Raw genomic sequence first — 21,399 nt, 5'->3', positions numbered from 1 at the left:
CCGTTGCCGTAGTGCACCCGGCTGTAGGCCGCCACCCCGTCGCCGCGGATGCCGCTGCGGCCGTGGATGTTCTTGTAGTAGTCCCACGTCAGCGCGGCACCGTAGTGCGCGTCCGCCGCCGCCGACTCCAGGTTCGACGGGCTGCCGTTGCCCCAGACGTCGTCCGAGCCGGAGAACAGCGTGCCGGTGCCGGAGGTGCCGCGGTTGAGGTTGTACGTCTTGTGGCCGCCGCGGGCGCCGTCGGTGAGGTTGTACGTCGAACCCGACTGCGTGGTGGTCAGGTTGACCGTGCCCGAGTACACCGTGTTGCCGGTGCCGGTCTCGATGGCCTCCCACTCGTACAGCTTCGCGCCGGTCGCCGCGTCGGTGATGACGTGCAGCTCCTGCGGGGTGCCGTCGTGCTGGAAGCCGCCCACGACCGTCTCGTAGGCGAGCGTCGGCTTGCCGTCGGCCGCCCAGATCACCTTGCGCGGGGCGTGGCTGACGTCGGGGCTCTTGGCCTTCTCCGCCTTCGCCGCGCTCAGGGCCTGCTGCTCGGCCTTGGCGGTCGACAGCTGCGGCTTCACCGAGGCGACCTTGATGGTGGCGCGGGTCGCCTTGACGACCCCCGCGGTGGCGTCGGCCTTGGTGGACGTGACGACCAGGTCGCCGCCGAGGACGGGCAGGCCGTCGTAGGTGCGCTCGTAGCGGGTGTGGACCGTGCCGTTGCCGTCCTTGACGACGTCACGGACGACCAGCTTCTCCTTGGCGCCCAGGCCGAGTTCGCGGGCGGTGTCCGCCTTGCCGGCGTTGGCCGTGCGCAGCAGCTCGGCACGCTGGGCGGGGGTCAGCTTGACCGACTCGGCGCCCGGTATGACCTTGCCCGCGGCCGACGGTGCCTTCTCCGGGGCTGCGGTGGCGGCGCCCGACTGGACGGCCGCGGCGATCAGGGCGGACACACCGACGAGCGCCACGGCGGCGGCACGGCGGTGCAGGGTGGTGCGCGGTGCGGTGTGGGAGGTGCGTCTGTGGGAGGAACTCTCTCTCAACACTGACTCCTTCTGCGGGCCGCGGGTCGCGCGGCCGGGGAGACCGGACGGCTGGTGCGCCGTCCGGGCACAACAAGGGCAGTACGCAGAGCAGGGCAGTACGCGGAACATGGCGGCGCGCGCGAAAGCGCGGCGAGCACTTCACACGGTGGTGCTGTGGGGTTGCTGTGAAGCGGCCGTGGGAAGAGTGGCAGGGGATCGCGGTTTCTGTCAGGAGCGCGTCAGAAGGTTGGCCGGAAATCGTCCGTTGCCCGGTTGGTCATGTTCGGTATACGGAGAATTGGTCTAGCCGTGTCCGGGCCGGTCGCCGTGCCAGGAGTGCCACAGGGCCGCGTACGCCCCGTCCGCCGCCACCAGTTCCTCGTGGGCGCCGAGTTCGGTCAGGCGGCCGTCCTCCATCACCGCCACCCGGTCCGCGTCGTGCGCGGTGTGCAGTCGGTGGGCGATCGCGATGACGGTACGGCCCTCCAGCACGGCGGCCAGGGCGCGCTCGGTGTGCCGGGCGGTCGTCGGGTCCAGCAACGCCGTCGCCTCGTCCAGGATCAGCGTGTGCGGGTCGGCCAGCACCACCCGCGCCAGGGCGAGTTGCTGGGCCTGCGAGCCGTCGGTGCGGTGACCGCCCTCCCCGAGCGGGGTGTCGAGACCGTCGGACAGCTCCCGCACCCAGGCGTCGGCGCCGACGGCGGCCAGCGCCGACCACAACTCCTCGTCCCCGGCGCCGGGTTCGGCGATCCGGAGGTTGTCCCGGGCCGTGCCCAGGAACACATGGTGCTCCTGGGTGACCAGCACGACCTGGCGGCGCAGCTGCTCCGGTCCGAGCGCCCCGACCGGGACGCCGCCGACCGTCACCGTGCCCGCGGTGGGCGCGTCGACGCCCGCGAGCAGCCGGCTCAGCGTGGTCTTCCCGGCGCCGGACGGACCGACGACCGCCAGCCGCTCACCGGGCCGCACCGTCAGGTCCACCCCGTGCAGCACCTCCACGCCCCGGCCGTACGCATAGCGCGCGCCGGTCACGTCGATACGGTCGTCGGCGGGAACCAGGGCGTTGTCGAGGGCGGTGGCCCGCGGGGCCTGCGCCAGCCCCTCCACCCGGGCGAACGAGGCGCCGCTGCTCTGGAGTTGCTCGACCCGGACCAGGATCTGGTCGAGCGGCCCGGTCAGTTGCTGCAGATACAGGGCCGCCGCGACCACCGCCCCCAGGCTCATCGCTCCGTGCGCGTGCAGCACACCGCCGACGATCAGGACGCCGGCGATCGGCAGGACGTACGACACCTCGACGGCCGGGAAGAAGACGCTGCGCAGGTAGAGGGTGTGGAAGCGGGTGCGGCGCGCCGTCTCGATCGCGTCCCGGCTCGCCGCGGTCCGCTTGTCGGCCAGCCGCAACGCCTCCACCGTGCGCGCCCCCGACGCGGTCGCCGCGACGATCTCGGCGATCTCCGAGGTGGCCGAGCCCTCGGCCAGATAGCCGTCCCGGGCGCGCCGCAGATACCAGCGCAGCGCGCACCAGATCGGCATCAGGCCCAGCAGACCCACGGCGCCGAGCAGCGGGGCGAGCACGAACACCGCGACCAGCGCGATCAGGAAACGGACCGTGTTGATGAGCAGGTCGGGACCGGCGTCGCGGAGCGTGGTGCCGACCGTGGAGACGTCGGCCGTGCCGCGGGCCGTCAGGTCGCCGGTGCCGGCCCGCTCGACCGTGGACGCGGGCAGGGCGAGGGTGCGGTCGACGAACTCCTCGCGGACCCGGGCGAGGGTGCGCTCGCCGAAACGGTGGCCGACGAAGCGGGCCCAGCGGGCGAGGAGCAACTCCGCGACGGCGCATACGAGGAGCGCGAGCGCGAGGCGGTCGACCGCGTCGACGCCGCCCTTCGCCCGGACCTCGTCGATGATCCGGCCCAGCAGCCAGGGGCCGCCGAGCCCGGCGACGGCCGCGGCGGCGTTGAGGGCGAGGGTGGCGGCGAAGGCGCGCCGGTCGGCGCGGACCAGGCGTCCGGCCGCGCGGCGGACGTCGGCGGGGGCGGCGACGGGCAGATGGCCGGAAGTCGTCACCGTACGGGCTCCTCTGCGTCGGTGTCCCTCGCCACGAGGGCCCTGTACGCCGGGTCGCCGTCGAGGAGTTCGTGGTGGGTCCCGATGGCCGCGACCTGGCCGTCCACCAGGTGGATGACGGTGTCCGCGTGCGCCAGGACGAGCGGGGAGGTGGTGGTGACCACGGTGGTACGGCCGCGGCGTGCCTCTCTGAGGCGGGTGGCCACGCGGGCCTCGGTGTGGGCGTCCAGGGCTGAGGTGGGCTCAATGGCGAGCAGGACCTCGGGGTCGGCGGCGAGGGCCCTGGCCAGCCGGATGCGCTGGCGCTGGCCGCCGGAGAGGTTGCGGGCGTTCGCGTCGACAGGGGAGTCGAGGCCGTCGGGGAGGGCCTGGACGATGTCCTCCGCCGCGGCTGTGTGGAGAGCTTGGGTGAGGTGCGCGGGAGGGGGTGCCTCGGATTGTCGTGCGGCGGGTGCGGGTGCGGGTGCGCTGTGGCTGGTCGCGCAGTTCCTTGCGCCCCTTGGCGGCGTCAGCACCTCCCGGAGTGTTCCAGCGAACACCTCCGCCTCGTGGTCCGCCACCAGGATGCGCTCCCTCACCTGGGGCAGCCGGATCTCGTCCAGGGGTACTCCGCCCCACGTGGCCCTCGACGGGGCGTAGCGCCCCAGGCGGTCGAGGATCTCCGCCGCGTCCGCCGGGCGCGCCCCCGCCAACGCCGTCAGACGGCCCGGCAGCACCCGCACCCCCGACTCCGGATCATGCAGCACCGACGGTTCCGCGGGCGCGTCCCGCGTCCCCCTGTCCGCCATCGGCTCCAGGCTCAGGAACCGTACGACCCGCCGTGCCGCCACCACCCCCCGGCTCAGCATGTACCCGCACTCGACCCAGAACGCCACCGGCCCCACCAGCACCGCCACATAGCCGTACACCGACACCAACTCGCCGATGCTGATGTGCCCTTGGGCGGCCAACCGGGCCGCCAGCCAGGTCACCACCGCGAGGAACAGCGTCGGCAGGCCGACGCCCAGGGCCTGCACCCAACTGGTCACCGCCCCCACCCGGTAGCCCTGTTCACGCAGCCGCTGGGAGTCGCGCCGGAAGGCGTCGGCGAACAGGCCCTTGCCGCCCAGGCCGTTGAGGACGCGCAGGCCGCCCGCGAGGTCGGCGATGCGGGCGGTGAGGATGCCCTGGCGTTCCCGGTACTCGGTCTCGGCGCCCTGCAGCCGGGTGAGGAACGGGCCGACCAGCCCGACGATCACCGGCATCCCGAGCAGCACGACCGCGGCGATGACCGGTGAGATCGAGAGCAGCAGTCCCGCGACCACCAGGTAGGCGATGACGGCCCCGACGCCGGGGCCCACCACGGTCAGTGCGGAGGCGATCGTCTGGACGTCGCCCACCCCGATCGTGACGACCTCACCGGCCCCCGCCCGCCGGGACAGCGCGGCGCCCAGCCGGACCGCGTGGCCCACGACCACCTTGACCGTGCGGAAGTTGGCGTCCATCCGGACCCGGGTCATCGTGCGGTGCCGCATGATGCCCAGCCACGCGTTGAACGCGCCGACGAGGAACAGCGCGGTCGCCCAGAGCGTGAGCATCCCCAGGTCGCCGGGTTCCAGGCCCTCGTCGATCGCCTTCGCCATCAGGTACGGCGTCGCCGCCAGCAGCACCATCCAGACGCTGGCGATCAGCGCGCCCAGCGCGGAACGGCCCGGCTGGCAGCGCACGAGCCACCACAGGTAGTGCCAGCCGCCGCGCCGGTCGGGCGTGCCGGGATCCTCGTACGCGTCGATCACCTGTAACCCCCTGAGAGACTCACGCCAGGCTGTCCCGCCAGGCCCGGTGCAGATCCGCGAACCGGCCGGTTCCCGCGATGAGTTCGGCCGGCGAGCCGTCCTCGACGATCCGGCCGTGCTCCATCACCAGCACCCGGTCGGCGATCTCCACCGTGGACAGCCGGTGCGCGATCACGACCGCCGTTCGGCCCTGCAACACCGTCGACATCGCGCGCTGCACGGCCCGTTCGCCCGGGATGTCGAGCGAACTGGTCGCCTCGTCGAGGATCAGCACGGCCGGGTCGGCGAGCAACGCCCGCGCGAACGCCACCAGTTGGCGCTGCCCCGCCGAGATACGGCCGCCGCGCTTGCGGACATCGGTGTCGTAGCCGTCGGGCAGGGCGCTGATGAACTCGTGGGCGCCGATCGCCTTCGCGGCCCGCTCGATCTCCTCGCGCGTGGCGTCGGGGCGGCCGATGGCGATGTTGTCGGCGACCGTGCCCGAGAACAGGAACGCCTCCTGGGTCACCATGACGACCCCGCGCCGCAGTTCGGGAACGGACAGCTCGCGCAGGTCGACGCCGTCGAGGAGGACCCGGCCCGCGGAGGGGTCGTAGAAGCGGGCGAGGAGCTTGGCGAGGGTCGACTTGCCGGCGCCCGTGGAGCCGACGACCGCGACCGTCTGCCCGGCGGGCAGGGTGAGGTCGAAGCGGGGGAGGATCTCGCCGCCGGTGCGGTAGGCGAAGCGGACGCCGTCGAAGACGACCTCGCGGCCGGGGTGCTCGGACTCCAGGGGCGGCAGTTCGCGGGGCGTGGCGGGCTCGGGGACCGACGGGGTCTGGGCCAGCAGGCCCGCGATCTTCTCCAGCGAGGCCGCCGCGGACTGGTAGGAGTTGAGGAACATGCCCAGGCGGTCGATCGGGTCGTACAGCCGGCGCAGGTACAGCACCGCCGCCGCCAGCACGCCCAGCTCCAGCGAACCGCCCGCCACCCGGTAGGCGCCCCACAGCACGATCAGCGCGACCGCCGTGTTGGCGACCAGCCGGGAGCCGACGACATAGCGGGCCATCTCCAGCAGCGCGTCGCCGTTGGTGCGCTCGTGGCGCTTGTTCAGTACGGCGAACTCGGCGTCGTTGGCGTCCTCCCGGCGGAACGCCCGCACCGGGCGGATGCCGTTCATCGTCTCGACGAACTTCACGATGACGGCGGCGATGGCCGTGGAACGCAGCGTGTACACGCGGCCCGCGCGCCGCCGGTAGTTCCGGACGAGGAGGTAGAGCGGCACGAACGACGCCACCGCCACCGCGCCCAGGCCGAGGTCCAGCCAGAGCAGCATCGCCGAGATGTAGACGAAGGACAGGATGACCGTGATCAGCTCCTGGAGGCCCTCGTTGAGGAGCTCGCGCAGCGACTCGACGTCCGTGGTGGAGCGGGAGATCAGGCGGCCGCTCGTGTAGCGCTCGTGGAAGTCGACGCTGAGTGCCTGGGCGTGCCGGAAGATCCGGCCGCGCAGATCCAGCAGGACGTCCTGGTTGACCCGGGCGGAGGCGCGGATGAACGCGTACTGGAGGCCGCCGGAGGCCACCGAGCACAGCAGGTAGGCCGCCCCGACCGCCATCAGCGGCCCGTGCCGGTCCTCCCGGAACGCCGGTACGGCACGGTCGATCGCGTATGCCACCAGCAGCGGGCCCGCCTGGACGGCCGCCTGCTGGAGCAGCAGCAGGAAGCTGGTGAAGGCGACACGGGCCTTCATCGGGGCGAGCAGGGAACGCAGTAGGCCCGAGGTCGCGCCGGGCGGGGTGGGCAGGACGTCACGGTCGAATGGATCGCCCGCCCGGTCCGGGACCTCCGCTACCGGCTCGTCGCCGTCGGCGGTGGCGGGCGCGGCCGTCGTCGGCGCGGTCATCGGGCGTCCTCCATTTCCCCGGAGCCGTGCGTTTCTCTGGAGCCGGACGGGGGGCGGGTGTCGTGCGTGTCTCCGGAGTCGGACGGGGGGTGGGCGTCGTGCGTTTCTCTGGAGCCGGGCAGGGGACGGGTGTCCGCCGTTTCTCCGGAGCCGGGCAGGGGACGGGCGTCCTCCGTCTCTCCGGAGCCGGACATGAGGTGGGCGTACTCGGCGTTCGTCCGCAGCAGTTCGTGATGGGTGCCGACGGCGGTGATACGGCCGCCTGACAGCAGCGCCACCCGGTCGGCGAGCAGCACGGTCGACGGGCGGTGGGCGACGATCAGGGCGGTGGTGTCGGCGAGCACGTCGCGCAGCGCGGCCTCGACCGCGGCCTCCGTGTGCACGTCCAGCGCGGACAGCGGGTCGTCCAGGACGAGGAACCGGGGCCTGCCGACGACCGCCCGGGCCAGCGCCAGGCGTTGCCGCTGGCCGCCGGAGAGGCTGAGGCCCTGCTCGCCGATCCGGGTGTCGGTGCCCTGGGGGAGGGCGTGCGCGAAGTCCGCCTGGGCGATGGACAGGGCACGGTCGAGTTCGTGATCACCGGCGCCCATCAGGACGTTCTCGCCGACACTGGCGGAGAACAGGGTGGGTTCCTCGAAGGCCATCGCGACGAGCGAGCGCAGCTCCTCGCGGGACATGGCGGTGATGTCCGCGCCGTCGAGCGTGATGCGGCCCTCCGTCACCTCGTGCAGGCGCGGGACCAGCGCCGTGAGGGTGGTCTTGCCGCTGCCCGTCGCGCCGACCAGGGCCATGGACTCGCCGGGGCGGATGTGGAGGTCGATGCGGTCCAGCGTGGGGGGTGAGTCGGGGGCGGCGTCGGGGTAGCGGAAGCGGACGTCGTGGAACTGCAGACCGCTGCCCGAGGCGCGCGTCGAGCCGGCCACGGAGGTGTCCTCCGGGGCCTCGTCCAGCACCTCGAAATACCGCTCCGTCGCACTCGCCGCGTCCTGGCTCATCGCCAGCAGGAAGCCGATGGAGTCGATCGGCCAGCGCAGCGCCAGCGCCGTCGACAGGAACGCCACCAGGGTGCCCGCCGACAGCTCCCCGTCCGCCACCTGCACCGACCCCAGCACCAGCGTCGCCCCGATCGCCACCTCCGGCAGCGTCACGATGACGGTCAGGATCGCGGCCAGCAGCCGCGCCTTGCGCAACTCCGTCCCGCGCAGCGTCCGGGACAGCTCCCAGAACGCCCGCGCCTGGCTGCGGTGCCGGCCGAAGCCCTTGATGATGCGGATGCCGAGGACGCTTTCCTCGACGACGGTCGTCAGATCGCCGACCTGGTCCTGCGCCTGCCGGGCCACCGAGGAGTACCGCTGCTCGAAGAGCAGACAGGAGATGATCACCGGAACCGCGGGCGCCAGGATCACCAGCCCGAGGGTCCAGTCCTGGAGCAGCATGATGATCACGCCGACGAGGATCGTCACGCTGTTGACCAGCAGGAACGTCAGCGGGAACGCGAGGAACATGCGCAGCAGCATCAGGTCCGTGGTGCCCCGCGACAGGAGCTGGCCGGACGCCCAGCGGTCGTGGAAGGCCACCGGCAGCCGTTGCAGATGCCGGTACAGGTCCGACCGCATCTCCGCCTCGACGTGCGACAGCGGCCGGGCCACCAGCCAGCGCCGCAGCCCGAACAGCAGTGCCTCGCCGAAGCCCAGCAACAGCAGGAACAGCGCGCCCAGCCAGACACCCGCGGGGTCCCGGTCGGCGACCGGGCCGTCCACCATCCACTTCAGGACGAGCGGGATCACCAGGCCCGTGCAGGAGGCCAGCACCGCGACGAACGCGGCGGTGAACAGCCGCGCCCGCACCGGTCTGACGTACGGCCACAGGCGCAGCAGGGTTCTGACGGCGGAGCGTTTCCCGGGGGTTGCACGTGTCGTGGGCATCAGCAGCGAGCCTACGGATTGCCACTGACAACGCCCACCGAGTTTTGGCCGGACCGGGCTCGGCCGCTGGTCCTACGACCTGCGCGTTCGACCCGTCGGACGCGCTGTCCGCGGCATCGTCGTACCCCCGCATCAACCGATCGGCTGATGCCGGTCCGAGCGCGACGGCCGATGTGCCCGCACCCGCCCTCCGGCGACGCTGCTGCCATGTCCGTCATCGAAGTCAGCGAACTGCGCAAGGCCTACGGCGGCCGGACCGTCGTCGACGGTGTCTCCTTCGCCGTCCAGGAGGGCGAGATCTTCGGCGTCCTCGGCCCCAACGGAGCCGGCAAGACCACCACCGTCGAGTGCGTCGAGGGGCTGCGCGTCCCCGACGGCGGCCGGGTCCGGGTCACCGGGCTCGACCCGATCGCCGACCACGAGAAGGTCGCCCGCGTCCTGGGCGCCCAGCTCCAGCAGAGCGAGCTCCAGGCCAAGCTCACCGTCCGCGAGGCACTGGAGCTGTACGCCTCCTTCCACGACCACCCCGCCGACTGGCGGCCCCTCGCCGAACGCCTCGGTCTGACCGGCAAGCTCACCACCCGGTTCGCGAAGCTGTCCGGCGGGCAGAAGCAGCGCCTGTTCATCGCGCTCGCGCTCATCGGCAACCCGAGGGTTGTCGTCCTCGACGAGCTGACCACCGGCCTGGACCCGCGCGCCCGCAGGGACACCTGGGAGCTGATCGAGGACATCCGCGCGGGCGGCGTCACCGTCCTCCTCGTCACCCACTTCATGGAGGAGGCCCAGCGGCTCTGCGACCGGATCGCCGTGATCGACAAGGGCCGGATCGCCGCCCTCGACACCCCGGCCGGGCTGATCCGCCGCTCCGCCGGAGCCACCGTCATCAGCTTCACCCCGTCCGCCCCGCTGGACGACCGCGACCTGAACGCCCTGCCCGCGCTCGCCTCGATCGCCCGCAAGGACGGCCGCGTCACCCTCTCCGGCACCGACGAGACGGTCAACGCCGTGATCACGCTGCTGGCCCGCAGCCACGTCACCGCCCACCAGCTCCGCGTCACCGAGGCCACCCTCGACGACGCCTTCCTCGACCTGACGAAAGAGGCCGCGGCATGAACACCGCCGTCCTGCGCACCGAGATCCGCCTCTTCCGCCGCGAACCCGGTGCCCTGTTCTGGATCCTGCTCTTCCCGACCCTGCTGCTGGTCATCCTCGGCTCGATCCCCTCCTTCCGGGACCCCGAGGCCGACCTCGGCGGGCTGCGCACCATCGACGTCTACGTCCCGGTCGCCGTCCTCCTCGGCCTGATCGTGGGCGGCCTCCAGGCGATGCCGCAGACCCTGACCGGCTACCGCGAGCGCGGCATCCTGCGCCGGATGGCCACCACGCCGGTACGGCCCGCGGCGCTGCTGGCCGCCCAGATGACGGTGTTCGGCGGCGCCGCGCTCGCCTCCGCGCTGCTCGCGCTCACCGTCGGGAGGCTCGCCTTCGACGTACGGCTGCCCGAGCAGCCCGCGGGCTACCTCCTCGCCCTCGTCCTGGCCGTGTCGGTCGCCCTCGCGCTCGGCGCCGTCGTCTGCGCGCTGTCCCGGACGACGAAGATCGCCGGTGCCGTCGGCTCGGCCGTGTTCTTCCCGGCGATGTTCTGCGCGGGCCTGTGGGCGCCGGTGCAGACCATGCCGGACGTCCTCGCCCGGATCGTCGGCTGCACCCCCTTCGGCGCGGCGGCCGAGGCCCTGAACCGGGCGGCGGCGGGCGACTGGATCGGCTGGACCCACCTGGGCGTCCTCGTCGTCTGGACGGTCCTGCTGACGGCCGGCGCCGCGCGCTGGTTCCGCTGGGAGTAGGCGGCCCACCGTGCAGACTGGGGTCATGACCGCGGCTGACGAACAGATCGAGCGGCGCTGGAACCAGTTCCACACCTGGGGCCCCTACGGGCTGCTCGCCGTCGGCACCTTCCTCTCGGCCGTCACCGGCGACCTGATGATGGGGCCCGCCGAGTGGTACGCGGCCGGTGCCCTGGTGGTCGCCGCGATCGCACTCCAGCTGTGGCACGGACCCCGCCGGGGCCGTCGTCTCCCGTCCCGGCGCGGTGTCGTCTACTACGTCCTGCGCTGGGCGATCGCCTTCGCCCTCACCTGGATCAACCCGTTCTTCGCGTTCTACGCGGTCACCGGCTACTTCGACGCCGACGAGGTGATCCCGGGAGTACGGCGGCAGCGCCTTGGGCTGTTCGCCACCTCCGTCGTGGTGGCGGGCTCGCAGTCCGGCGGGCTGCCGTTCCGCAGCTGGGCCCAGGTGGCGGTGTTCGGCGGGCTCCTGGTGGCCAACAACGCGCTGCTGATGGCCGTCGCCCACCTCACCTTCCAGGAGGAGCAGCGCTCCCGCGAACGCGCCGCCACCATCGAGGCGTTGCGCCAGGCGCTCGACGAGAACGCCGCCCTGCACGCCCAACTCCTCGTCCAGGCGCGGGAAGCGGGCGTCGCCGACGAACGCCGGCGGCTCGCCGCCGAGATCCACGACACCATCGCCCAGGGCCTGACCGGCATCATCGCCCAGCTCCAGGTGGTCGCGAACGCCCCCGACCTGGAGGTGGCCCGCACCCACCTGGCCCGCGCCTCCGACCTGGCCCGGCACAGCCTCGGCGAGGCCCGCCGCTCGGTGCACAACCTCGCCCCCGTCGCGCTGGAGAACGCGGGGCTCGCCGAGGCCCTGAAGAAGACGGTCGCCGAATGGGGTGAACGGACGGGCACACGGGCCGAGTTCACCGTCACCGGCACCGCCGAACAGCTCCACGACGAGGTCTCGGCGACCCTGCTGAGGATCGTCCAGGAGGCCCTGTCCAACGCGGCCCGCCACGCGCGGGCCGACCGCGTCGGCGTCACCCTGTCCTACCTGGGCGACGAGGTCATCCTCGACATCCGCGACGACGGGCAGGGCTTCGACCCCGCCGCCGTCCCCGAACGCACCCGCACCGGCGGCTTCGGCCTCGACGGCATGCGCGCCCGCGCCGAACGCATCGCGGGCTCCCTCACCGTGGAGTCCGAGCCCGGCCACGGCACGGCCCTGTCGGCTCGCGTACCGTTGGTCCGCCATGAATGACTCCGCGATGAACGCGTCCCGCGTCGACGCCGTCTCCCTGCTCATCGTCGACGACCACCCCGTGGTACGGGACGGCCTGCGCGGCATGTTCGAGAACGCCCCCGGCTTCCGTGTCCTGGGCGAGGCGGCCAACGGCGTGGAAGCGCTGGAGCGGGCCGCCGCCCTCGACCCGGACGTGATCCTGATGGACCTGCGCATGCCGGGCGGCGGGGGAGTCGACGCCATCCGGGAACTGACCCGCCGCGGCGCCCGCGCCAAGGTCCTGGTGCTGACGACGTACGACACCGACTCCGACACCCTCCCCGCCATCGAGGCGGGCGCGACGGGCTATCTGCTCAAGGACGCCCCGCGCGACGAGCTGTTCACGGCGGTCCGCGCGGCGGCGGAGGGCCGTACGGTGCTGTCCCCGGCCGTGGCCACCCGGCTGGTCTCGGCCGTCCGCACCCCCGGCAACGAGCCGCTCTCCGCACGCGAACGCGAAGTGCTGTCCCTCGTCGCCAAGGGCACGTCCAACCGCGAGATCGCCCGCGAGCTCTTCATCAGCGAGGCCACCGTGAAGACCCATCTCACCCACCTGTACACCAAGCTGGGCGTCAACGACCGCGCGGCAGCGGTGGCCACGGCCTACCAGCGGGGGATTCTCGGGTAGCCCGGCGCGCGGGAAGGGACGTCCTCAGTCGGCCACCTTCAGCAGCAGCACCGCCCGTGCCGGCACCGTGATCGACGCCCCCGCCCGGTGCACCACCTCCGGTGCCGCCCCCTGGTCCTCCCGCGAGGTGTCGACGACGACCTCGTACCGCTCCGCCCACGGCGGACCCGGCAGGACGAAGGACGCCGGGCGGTCCCCGGCGTGCAGGACCGCGAGGAAGCTGTCGTCCAGGACGGGATCGCCGCGGTCGTCGCGCCCCGGGATGTCCCGCCCGGAGAGGTACATGCCGAGCGTGGCGGCCGGCGCGTACCAGTCCCGTTCCGTCATCTCGGTGCCGCGGGACGTGAACCACGCCAGATCGCGCAGCCCGTCCGCGGAGTGCGCCCGCCCGGAGAAGAAGGCCCGGCGGCGCAGCACGGGGTGCGCGTGCCGCAGCGCGATCAGCCGGGACGTGAGCTCGAACAGGGCCTTCCAGCCCGGCTGTTCCAGCAGTTCCCAGTCCAGCCAGCTGATTTCGTTGTCCTGGCAGTACGCGTTGTTGTTGCCGCGCTGCGTGCGCCCCAGCTCATCGCCCGCGACCAGCATCGGCACCCCCGTCGACAGCAGCAGGGTGGTGAGCAGATTGCGCAACTGGCGCCGCCGCAGCGCCCGTACCCGCTCCTCGTCGGTCTCGCCCTCGGCCCCGCAGTTCCACGACCGGTTGTCGTCCGACCCGTCCCGGTTCCCCTCGCCGTTGGCCTCGTTGTGCTTGCGCTCGTAGGACACCATGTCCCGCAGCGTGAAACCGTCGTGCGCGGTGATGAAGTTGACCGAGGCGTACGGGCGGCGACCGCCCCACGCGTACAGGTCGCTCGACCCCGACAGCCGGTACCCGAGGTCGCGTACGTCCGGCAGCGCACCGCGCCAGAAGTCCCGTACGGCGTTGCGGTACCGGTCGTTCCACTCCGTCCACAGCGGCGGGAAGGCGCCCACCTGGTAGCCGCCGGAGCCGACGTCCCACGGTTCGGCGATCAGCTTCACCCGCCGCAGCACCGGGTCCTGCGCGATCACCGCGAGGAACGGCGACAGCATGTCGACGTCGTGCATCGAGCGGGCCAGCGCGGCGGCCAGGTCGAAGCGGAAGCCGTCGACGCCCATCTCGGTGACCCAGTAGCGCAGCGAGTCGGTGATCAGGCGCAGGACGTGCGGCTGCACGACGTGGAGCGTGTTGCCGCAGCCGGTGTAGTCGGCGTACCTGCGGGCGTCCGACTGGAGCCGGTAGTAGCCGCGGTTGTCGATGCCCTTCAGCGACAGCGTGGGGCCCAACTCGCCCGCTTCGGCGGTGTGGTTGTAGACCACGTCGAGGATGACCTCGATCCCGGCCTCGTGCAGCGCCCGCACCATGCGGCGGAACTCGCCGACCTGCTGGCCGGTGGTGCCGGAGGCGGCGTAGGCGGCGTGCGGGGCGAAGTAGCCGATGGAGTTGTAGCCCCAGTAGTTCTTCAGGCCGCGGCGCAGCAGATGGTCCTCGTGCGCGAACTGGTGGACGGGCAGCAGCTCCACGGCCGTGACGCCGAGCTTCGTCAGGTGCTCGATCGCGGCCGGGTGCGCCAACCCGGCGTAGGTGCCCCGGAGTTCCTCGGGAATGCCGGGGTGCAGCTTCGTGAAGCCGCGCACGTGCAGTTCGTAGATGACGGAGTCCGCCCAAGGGGTCTTCGGGCGCCGGTCGTCGGCCCACTCGTCGTCGGGGGCGTCGTCGTGGACGACCACGCCCTTGGGGACGTACGGCGCCGAGTCCCGGTCGTCGCGCACGGTGTCGGCGACCTGCTGCTGGGGCCAGTCGCGGACGTGCCCGTACACCTCGGGCGGCAGGCTGAAGTCGCCGTCCACCGCGCGCGCGTACGGGTCGAGGAGCAGCTTCGCCGGGTTCCAGCGACCGCCGGTCCAGGGGTCCCAGCGCCCGTGCACCCGGTAGCCGTACCGCTGCCCCGGCATGACGCCCGGCACGAACCCGTGCCAGATCTCGTGCGTCAGCTCGGTCAGCCGGGCCCGGGTCTCCTTGCCCCGCTCGTCGAACAGGCACAGCTCGACGCCCTCCGCACCCCCCGCCCACAGCGCGAAGTTGGTCCCCGCGACCCCGTCCGGACCCACCCGGAACCGGGCGCCCAGCGGCACGGGCGCACCCGGCCACACAGGCACTGCCGGCGCCGACGGCGTGCGCCGGGCACCGTTCACGACGGCCGGACGTACGTCCTCGGCCACCGCCTCCTGCTCGGCTGCGCTGGACACCTCAGGCCTCCTACGGCTCACGGAACGGCGCGAAAATGGGCGCACGGCGTCCCGGCCGCGGCTCCCCGTCGCGTCGTCCTCCCCACTGTTCTGCCCAGAGCTGGGCTCGCACTCACGTTTCCCCAGGGCGGGCCCCGTCGTTGGGTCCCCTGTGAGGCATGCACACGGGCGCGCTCGGCGCGTGGCGACCGCTCTGGCCGCCGTACTGACATGGGCAGGACTGCTGGCCGGCTGCACTTCGGGCTCGGGCGGGCTCGACCTCGGCGGGCTCGGGAAACCGCCGGCACCCGAGGACGTCATCCGGGTCACCCCCGACGACGGGGCCAGGGGCGTAGGGCGGGAGAGCAGGTTCACGGTGCGGGTGCCCAGCGGGCGCCTGGAGTCCGTCACCGTCGTCAAGTCCCAGGACGCGCAGGACACCCCGGTGCCCGGGCACATCTCCGAGGACGGCCTGCGCTGGGAGCCCGACGAGGCGCGGCTCGCCCTCGCCGCGAAGTACACCGTCGACGCCGTCGCCCTCGACGGCCACGGGCGGCGGTCGGCGCGGCACTCGACCTTCACCACCTACGTCCCCGACGAGCGCTTCATCGGCTACGTCACCCCGGAGAACCGTTCCACGGTCGGCACCGGAATGATCGTCTCGCTGGAGTTCAACCGCGAGATCACCGACCGCGCCGCCGTCGAACGCGCCGTCCACGTCACCGCCGAGCCGCCCGTCGAGATCCGCCCGCACTGGTTCGGCAAGGGCCGCCTCGACTTCCGCCCCGAGCGGTACTGGAAGCCCGGCACCCGGGTGACGGTCGCGCTGCGGCTGCGGGACGTCGAAGGCGCTCCCGGCGTCTACGGCCTGCAGTACAAGACGTTCGCCTTCACCGTCGGCCGCAGCCAGGTCTCCCTCGTCGACGCCGCCAAGCACACCATGCAGGTCAGGCGGGACGGCGAGCTGCTGGCCACCGTGCCGATCACGGCCGGGGCGCCCCGGACCACGACCTACAACGGCAAGATGGTCGTCACCGAGATGCTCGAAGTGACCCGCATGAACAGCCGCACGGTCGGTTTCGGCGGCGAGTACGACATCCCGGACGTCCCGCACGCCATGCGCCTCACCGACTCCGGCACCTTCCTGCACGGCAACTACTGGGCGCCGAACGCCCCCGGCAAGGTCAATGTCAGCCACGGCTGTGTCGGTCTCAGGGATGTGAAGGGCGGCGGCTCGGACACCCCCGCGGGCTGGTTCTTCGACCGCAGCCTCATCGGGGACGTCGTCGAGGTCGTCCACAGCAATGACAAAAAGGTCGCTCCTGACAACGGCCTCGGAGGGTGGAATATGGGATGGAAGGACTGGAAGGCGGGCAGCGCGGTGAAGTAGCCAGGTGAGGGGGCCGGGGCGACGGCCGGTGCAGGGGGCGCGGTTGGGACCGAACGGTGACAATCGCACCCCGCCGATGGCCGGGATCTTGCGGTTAATATGCGCCGAGTGCGCGGGACGCGCAGGGGGTTGCGGGCCTGGACCGGGCCCGGCGAGGGGAGAAAAACTTGAAGGTGCGACCGATATCGGGGGCGTCGGTTGACGCACGCGCGCGGCGGCGCAAGGGCTGGATGGCCGTGGTGTCCGGAGTGATGCTGGTCGCCGTCACCGCGTGCGGCGGAGGCGGCGGGGACTCGGACGGCAAGGCCGGTTCCGGCAAGGGCGAGGACGCGAGCGCCGCCGAGAGCAAGCAGTCGGCGGCCGTCGTCGCCATCGCGCCCAAGGACGGCGCCAAGTCCGTGGAGACCAGCGGCGCCCTCAAGGTGAGCGCCAGCAAGGGCAAGTTGACGACCGTCGAGGTCAAGACGGCCAAGGGCGACAAGGTCGAGGGTGAGATATCCGCGGACGGCGCCTCCTGGACGCCGTCCACCCATCTGGCCGGGTCCACCCGGTACACGGTGCACGCGGTCGCGAAGGACTCCGAGGGCCGTGAGGCCGCCGAGGACTCCAGCTTCACCACGCTGACGCCGAAGAACACTTTCGTCGGCAACTTCACGCCGGAGGACGGCTCGAAGGTCGGCGTCGGTATGCCCTTCTCGATCCGCTTCACCCGGGGCATCACCAACCCCGAGGACGTCGAGAAGGCCATCAGCATCAAGACCGAGCCGGCCGTCGACGTCGAGGGACACTGGTTCGGCAACGACCGCCTCGACTTCCGCCCCGAGGAGTACTGGGCGGAGGGCACCAAGGTCACCGTCGACCTCAACCTCGACGGTGTCGAGGGCCGCGACGGCGTCTACGGCAAGCAGGCCAAGACCGTCTCCTTCACCATCGGCCGCAACCAGGTCTCGGTCGTGGACGCCAAGAAGCACACGATGAAGGTCATGCAGGACGGCAAGGTCATCAAGACCCTGCCGGTCACCACCGGCAAGCCCGGCTACGACACCTGGAACGGCCAGATGGTCATCAGCGAGCGGCTGCGGGTGACCCGGATGAACGGCGAGACGGTCGGCTACGGCGGCGAGTACGACATCAAGGACGTCCCCGACGCCATGCGCCTGACCAACTCGGGCACCTTCATCCACGGCAACTACTGGGGCGGCGACGCCTTCGGCAACTACAACGCCAGCCACGGCTGCGTCGGCCTGCGCGACATCCGCGGCGGCGGTGACCGTTCCCTGCCGGCCGCGTGGTTCTTCGACCACTCGATCATCGGCGACGTGGTGATCGTGAAGCACTCCAACGATGCCACGGTGGCGCCGGACAACGGCTACAACGGCTGGAACATGTCCTGGGCGGAGTGGAAGAAGTAGACGCACGACAATGAGATACGGCCCCGGTGTGAGCAACTCCACCGGGGCCGCTGCCGTTGGTCCCCGTGCTGTGTCTGCCCGGGGCGACCCCCGGACCCCCGGCCGGGTGTGACTGACGGCACCTTGGCCGCTCGCCGTTAGTCCCCGTGCTGTGTCTGCCCGGGGGCGACCCCCGGACCCCCGGCCGGGTGTGACTGACGGCACCTTGGCCGCTCGCCGTTAGTCCCCGTTAACCTGCCCCCATGACCGTAACTCTGGAAGTCGCCGAAGGCGTCGGCACCCTTCTTCTCGACCGTCCGCCCATGAACGCCCTGGACGTCGCCACCCAGGACCGCCTCAAGGAGCTCGCCGAGGAGGCGACCCGGCGTGAGGACGTGCGGGCCGTGGTGATCTACGGCGGGGAGAAGGTGTTCGCGGCCGGCGCGGACATCAAGGAAATGCAGAACATGGACCACACCGCGATGGTCCTGCGCGCCCGCGCCCTCCAGGACTCCTTCACGGCCGTGGCCCGCATCCCCAAGCCGGTCGTCGCGGCCGTCACCGGGTATGCGCTGGGCGGCGGTTGCGAGCTGGCGCTGTGCGCGGACTTCCGGATCGCCGCCGACAACGCCAAGCTGGGCCAGCCCGAGATCCTGCTCGGCCTGATCCCGGGCGCGGGCGGCACCCAGCGGCTCGCCCGCCTCATCGGCCCGTCCAAGGCGAAGGACCTGATCTTCACCGGCCGGATGGTCAAGGCGGACGAGGCCGAGCGGCTGGGACTGGTCGACCGGGTCGTCCCGGCCGCCGATGTCCACAGCGAGGCGCAGGCGTGGGCGGCGAAGCTCGCGCAGGGTCCGGCGATCGCACTGCGGGCCGCGAAGGAGTCGATCGACACCGGTCTGGAGACGGACATCGACACCGGCCTCGCGGTCGAACGGAACTGGTTCGCGGGCCTGTTCGCCACCGCCGACCGTGAGATCGGCATGCGCAGCTTCGTCGAGGAGGGCCCCGGCAAGGCGAAGTTCCTCTGACGGTCGCCCGGGCAGGGGGGCGGGGAAACTTCCCTGACCCCCTTGCAATTGACGGGATGTCTGATCCGGGTCCCTCGATGGGGCGGTTTATGGGAGCCTTAACGCAACCTTAAGTCTGCCTTGTCGAGGGGGACCGTCGATTGCCTCCAACCGAGCCTCCGCCGCAGGTCGGAGGGGCTGTCGAAGGCCCTGAACTGCCCCTGGCATATGCCGAACGGAAACTGCGGAACGGTGGATTCCGGGGGGCGTATTCAGCAGGAACGGCCCCGGACGGCAGCCGGTGCGGCCATGATGGGGGCATGGCGGGGCTGGAGGGCATCGAACAGCCGCGGGGACAGGGCCGTCCGACCGCGGCGCGCTGGTCGCCGACGGTCGAGGACGAACACGCGCAGAAGGCGCTGGAGTTGTTCGGGAACCCCACCGAGGCGGAGGTTCCGCTTCCGTCCCGTCCCGAGTCCGCGGCCACGGCCCGCCGGCTGACCCAGGTGGTCGTCCTGCGCCAGTGGGGGCTCTCCCCGAAGCTGACCGAGGACGCGGTCCTGCTGGTCTCCGAACTCGTGGGCAACGCGGTACGGCACACCGGGGCGCGGGTGTTCGGACTCCGGATGCGCCGGCGCCGGGGCTGGATCCGCGTCGAGGTGCGCGATCCCTCGCGCGGGCTGCCCTGTCTGATGCCGGTGCAGGAGATGGACATCAGCGGCCGGGGGCTGTTCCTGGTGGACAAGCTGTCCGACCGATGGGGCGTCGATCTGCTGCCGCGCGGGAAGACGACGTGGTTCGAGATGCGGGTCGCTGACCGGTAGCGGCAGCCGTCGATCGGCAGGGACCGGGGGCCTCGCCGGTAGGGACGCGTGTCGCCGATCGCCAGAGATGCGGGTCGCTGACCGGTAGTCAGGGCAAACCGCCCTTAAATGGGGCGAGTGACCACTACCGATCGTCGGGCCGTGCTCCGTGCCACCGCCGGGCTTGCGTTCACCGCCGGATGTGCCACCAGTGGCGCCGTCGCCCGTCCGGCGCCTTCCCCCAGCCCCTCGGCCAGACGCCCCGGCCCCGCCCCCGGCCCCCGCCGCTTCCCCGGCCGCCCCGCCCAGCTCACCCACGGCCCCCGCACCCGCCCCCGCGTCGCCCTCACCTTCCACGGCAACGGAGACCCCGCCACGGCCACGGCCCTGCTGCGGGCGGCCGAGGAGCACGGCGCCCATGTCACCGTCCTCGCCGTCGGCACCTGGCTCGACGAGCATCCCGGGCTGGCCCGCCGCATCCTCGACGGCGGCCACGACCTCGGCAACCACACCCTCCACCACCTCGGCGTCAACGACATGTCCGAGGCGGACGCGCTCGCCGAGATCGAGGGCTGCGCCGACCGGCTCCGCCGGCTCACCGGCTCCATCGGCAGCTGGTTCCGCCCCTCGCGTGCCGCCCGGGCCTCGCCGCTCGTTGAAGGGCTGGCCCGCCGCGTCGGCTACCCGCACGTCCTGTCGTACGACGTCGACTCCCTGGACTTCACCTCTCCCGGCGCCCCGGCGATCACCCGCAAGGTGCTCGGCGAGGTGCGCAACGGGTCCGTGGTGAGCCTGCACTTCGGGTACGCCGACACGGTCGCCGCCCTCCCCGCCGTACTGGAAGAACTCGACCGCCGCGGTCTCGCCGCGGTGACGACCACGGAGCTGTTCAGCTGATGCACCGCCTTGTGAAGCAGACCCTGGCCGCGGGTGTCGTCCTCGCCGCCCTCACCGCCTGCGGCACCGAGACCCGGGACCACGCCGCCCCCGACCACACCCCCACCCGGGCGGCCGTCCCCGCGCCGCCGAAGAAGAAGCCCGTCCAGGGGCTGCCCGGCATGCCGCCGGTCCTCGACCCGAAGGACGTGTACGCCGCCGACCGCCCCAACCGGCTCTCCCCGGTGGTCAAGGACTTCCCGTCCCGGGTGTACGTCCCCAACACCGAGTCCGACACGGTCTCCGTCATCGACCCGGAGACGTACCGGATCATCGACACCATCCACGTCGGCCGGCAGCCCCAACACGTCGTCCCCTCCTGGGACATGAAGACCCTGTGGGTGAACAACAACCGCGGCCACACCCTCACCCCCATCGACCCGAGGACCGGCAAGGCGGGCAAGCCGGTGGAGGTGCACGACCCGTACAACCTCTACTTCACGCCCAACGGCAAGTACGCCGTCGTCATGGCCTCCCTCGACCGCGAGCTCGTCTTCCGCGACCCGCACACCATGAAGCGCAAGAAGACCGTCCCGGTCACCTGCTACGGCGTCAACCACGCCGACTTCTCCCTGGACGGCCGGTACTTCATCGTCTCCTGCGAGTTCAGCGGCGAACTGCTCAAGGTCGACACCGAGAAGATGAAGGTCGTCGGACAGCAGAAACTGCCCTTCGACGGGGCCATGCCGCAGGACGTGAAGATCTCACCCGACGGCAAGCGGTTCTACGTCGCCGACATGATGGCCGACGGCATGTGGGTCCTCGACGGCGACACCTTCGGCAAGCCGAGGCTCATCCCCACCGGCAAGGGCACCCACGGCCTCTACGTCAGCCGCGACTCACGCGAGATGTACGTCTCCAACCGGGGTGAAGGCACCATCTCCGTCTGGGACTTCGCCCAGGACAAGGTCACGAAGAAGTGGCACCTCCCCGACGGCGGCAGCCCCGACATGGGCGGCGTCTCGGCCGACGGCAAGGTGCTGTGGCTGTCGGGGCGTTACAACTCCGAGGTGTACGCCGTCGACACCCGCACCGGCGAGCAGCTGGCCCGCGTCAAGGTCGGCAGCGGTCCGCACGGACTCGCCGTCTACCCGCAGCCGGGGCGCTACTCCCTGGGCCACACCGGCATCTTCCGCTGATCCCCGCTCAGTTGACATGCCGTCGTACGAGTGAAGATCCACAACCCGTCGCCGCGGAAGCGGAAGTGTGCTC

The 21,399-nt window shown here is 71.9% G+C and carries 16 protein-coding genes; 10 read left to right on the top strand and 6 right to left on the bottom strand.

Annotated features, from left to right (window positions below):
- From DI272_RS45300 to DI272_RS15705, 5 genes are all read right to left on the bottom strand, one after another.
- Window positions 1–1,028: M4 family metallopeptidase (locus tag DI272_RS45300; RefSeq protein ID WP_375138041.1), on the bottom strand; the 1,028-nt coding region annotated here is incomplete at its 3' end.
- Between the two features lie 285 nt (window positions 1,029–1,313).
- Entirely contained in the window at window positions 1,314–3,077 is a 1,764-nt protein-coding gene (locus DI272_RS15720) for an ABC transporter ATP-binding protein (protein WP_109495978.1), read from the bottom strand.
- The gene (locus DI272_RS15715) at window positions 3,074–4,852 is read right to left on the bottom strand and encodes an ABC transporter ATP-binding protein (RefSeq protein WP_109495977.1); all 1,779 of its coding nucleotides are present in this window, start codon (window positions 4,850–4,852) and stop codon (window positions 3,074–3,076) included. The genes DI272_RS15720 and DI272_RS15715 overlap by 4 nt, the downstream gene beginning before the upstream one ends.
- A 19-nt stretch (window positions 4,853–4,871) precedes the next feature.
- Complete coding sequence (locus tag DI272_RS15710; RefSeq protein ID WP_109495976.1) at window positions 4,872–6,737, bottom strand: ABC transporter ATP-binding protein; 1,866 nt, start codon at window positions 6,735–6,737, stop codon at window positions 4,872–4,874.
- A complete protein-coding gene (locus tag DI272_RS15705) occupies window positions 6,734–8,662 on the bottom strand; it encodes an ABC transporter ATP-binding protein (protein ID WP_109495975.1) in 1,929 nt (642 codons plus the stop codon). The genes DI272_RS15710 and DI272_RS15705 overlap by 4 nt, the downstream gene beginning before the upstream one ends.
- Before the next feature lie 207 nt (window positions 8,663–8,869).
- Here DI272_RS15705 and DI272_RS15700 point away from each other — a divergent pair, with 207 nt between their 5' ends.
- The 4 genes from DI272_RS15700 to DI272_RS15685 are packed head-to-tail and all read left to right on the top strand — an operon-like array spanning window position 8,870 to window position 12,410.
- Window positions 8,870–9,775, top strand: coding sequence for an ABC transporter ATP-binding protein (locus tag DI272_RS15700; RefSeq protein WP_109495974.1), 906 nt, complete (start codon window positions 8,870–8,872; stop codon window positions 9,773–9,775).
- On the top strand, window positions 9,772–10,506 hold the full coding sequence (locus DI272_RS15695) for an ABC transporter permease (protein WP_109495973.1): 735 nt from the start codon (window positions 9,772–9,774) through the stop codon (window positions 10,504–10,506). Before DI272_RS15700 ends, DI272_RS15695 begins: the two co-directional genes overlap by 4 nt.
- A gap of 25 nt (window positions 10,507–10,531) precedes the next feature.
- Window positions 10,532–11,761, top strand: coding sequence for a sensor histidine kinase (locus tag DI272_RS15690; protein ID WP_109495972.1), 1,230 nt, complete (start codon window positions 10,532–10,534; stop codon window positions 11,759–11,761).
- Entirely contained in the window at window positions 11,754–12,410 is a 657-nt protein-coding gene (locus tag DI272_RS15685; RefSeq protein ID WP_109495971.1) for a response regulator transcription factor, read from the top strand. The genes DI272_RS15690 and DI272_RS15685 overlap by 8 nt, the downstream gene beginning before the upstream one ends.
- Window positions 12,411–12,434: 24 nt before the next feature.
- On the opposite strand, the gene glgX is transcribed toward DI272_RS15685, so the two are convergent.
- Complete coding sequence (glgX, locus tag DI272_RS15680) at window positions 12,435–14,678, bottom strand: glycogen debranching protein GlgX (RefSeq protein WP_109495970.1); 2,244 nt, start codon at window positions 14,676–14,678, stop codon at window positions 12,435–12,437.
- A gap of 151 nt (window positions 14,679–14,829) precedes the next feature.
- Between glgX and DI272_RS15675 the strand changes: the two genes are divergently transcribed.
- From DI272_RS15675 to DI272_RS15650, 6 genes are all read left to right on the top strand, one after another.
- A complete protein-coding gene (locus DI272_RS15675; protein WP_109495969.1) occupies window positions 14,830–16,047 on the top strand; it encodes an Ig-like domain-containing protein in 1,218 nt (405 codons plus the stop codon).
- A gap of 167 nt (window positions 16,048–16,214) precedes the next feature.
- On the top strand, window positions 16,215–17,459 hold the full coding sequence (locus tag DI272_RS15670) for an Ig-like domain-containing protein (protein ID WP_258314571.1): 1,245 nt from the start codon (window positions 16,215–16,217) through the stop codon (window positions 17,457–17,459).
- A 242-nt stretch (window positions 17,460–17,701) separates the two neighbouring features.
- A complete protein-coding gene (locus DI272_RS15665; protein ID WP_109495967.1) occupies window positions 17,702–18,469 on the top strand; it encodes an enoyl-CoA hydratase/isomerase family protein in 768 nt (255 codons plus the stop codon).
- A gap of 299 nt (window positions 18,470–18,768) precedes the next feature.
- On the top strand, window positions 18,769–19,272 hold the full coding sequence (locus tag DI272_RS15660) for an ATP-binding protein (RefSeq protein ID WP_109495966.1): 504 nt from the start codon (window positions 18,769–18,771) through the stop codon (window positions 19,270–19,272).
- A 108-nt stretch (window positions 19,273–19,380) separates the two neighbouring features.
- Window positions 19,381–20,148, top strand: a complete 768-nt coding sequence (locus DI272_RS15655; protein ID WP_109495965.1) for a polysaccharide deacetylase family protein — start codon at window positions 19,381–19,383, stop codon at window positions 20,146–20,148.
- Complete coding sequence (locus DI272_RS15650) at window positions 20,148–21,326, top strand: YncE family protein (protein WP_109495964.1); 1,179 nt, start codon at window positions 20,148–20,150, stop codon at window positions 21,324–21,326. The genes DI272_RS15655 and DI272_RS15650 overlap by 1 nt, the downstream gene beginning before the upstream one ends.
- The last annotated feature ends 73 nt before the right edge of the window (window positions 21,327–21,399 follow it).

The sequence above is a fragment of the Streptomyces sp. Act143 genome (genome assembly GCF_003143935.1).
Taxonomy (GTDB): domain Bacteria; phylum Actinomycetota; class Actinomycetes; order Streptomycetales; family Streptomycetaceae; genus Streptomyces.
This window is presented reverse-complemented; position numbering and strand designations above follow the sequence as displayed.

Excerpts from the sequence above, each read along its gene's own strand:
- DI272_RS15660 (WP_109495966.1), top strand. The coding sequence starts at position 18,769 with ATGGCGGGGCTGGAGGGCATCGAACAGCCGCGGGGACAGGGCCGTCCG.
- DI272_RS15700 (WP_109495974.1), top strand. The coding sequence starts at position 8,870 with ATGTCCGTCATCGAAGTCAGCGAACTGCGCAAGGCCTACGGCGGCCGG.
- DI272_RS15665 (WP_109495967.1), top strand. The coding sequence starts at position 17,702 with ATGACCGTAACTCTGGAAGTCGCCGAAGGCGTCGGCACCCTTCTTCTC.
- DI272_RS15710 (WP_109495976.1), bottom strand. The coding sequence starts at position 6,737 with ATGACCGCGCCGACGACGGCCGCGCCCGCCACCGCCGACGGCGACGAG.
- DI272_RS15650 (WP_109495964.1), top strand. The coding sequence starts at position 20,148 with ATGCACCGCCTTGTGAAGCAGACCCTGGCCGCGGGTGTCGTCCTCGCC.
- DI272_RS15685 (WP_109495971.1), top strand. The coding sequence starts at position 11,754 with ATGAATGACTCCGCGATGAACGCGTCCCGCGTCGACGCCGTCTCCCTG.
- DI272_RS15655 (WP_109495965.1), top strand. The coding sequence starts at position 19,381 with ATGGGGCGAGTGACCACTACCGATCGTCGGGCCGTGCTCCGTGCCACC.
- DI272_RS15705 (WP_109495975.1), bottom strand. The coding sequence starts at position 8,662 with ATGCCCACGACACGTGCAACCCCCGGGAAACGCTCCGCCGTCAGAACC.
- DI272_RS15695 (WP_109495973.1), top strand. The coding sequence starts at position 9,772 with ATGAACACCGCCGTCCTGCGCACCGAGATCCGCCTCTTCCGCCGCGAA.
- DI272_RS15690 (WP_109495972.1), top strand. The coding sequence starts at position 10,532 with ATGACCGCGGCTGACGAACAGATCGAGCGGCGCTGGAACCAGTTCCAC.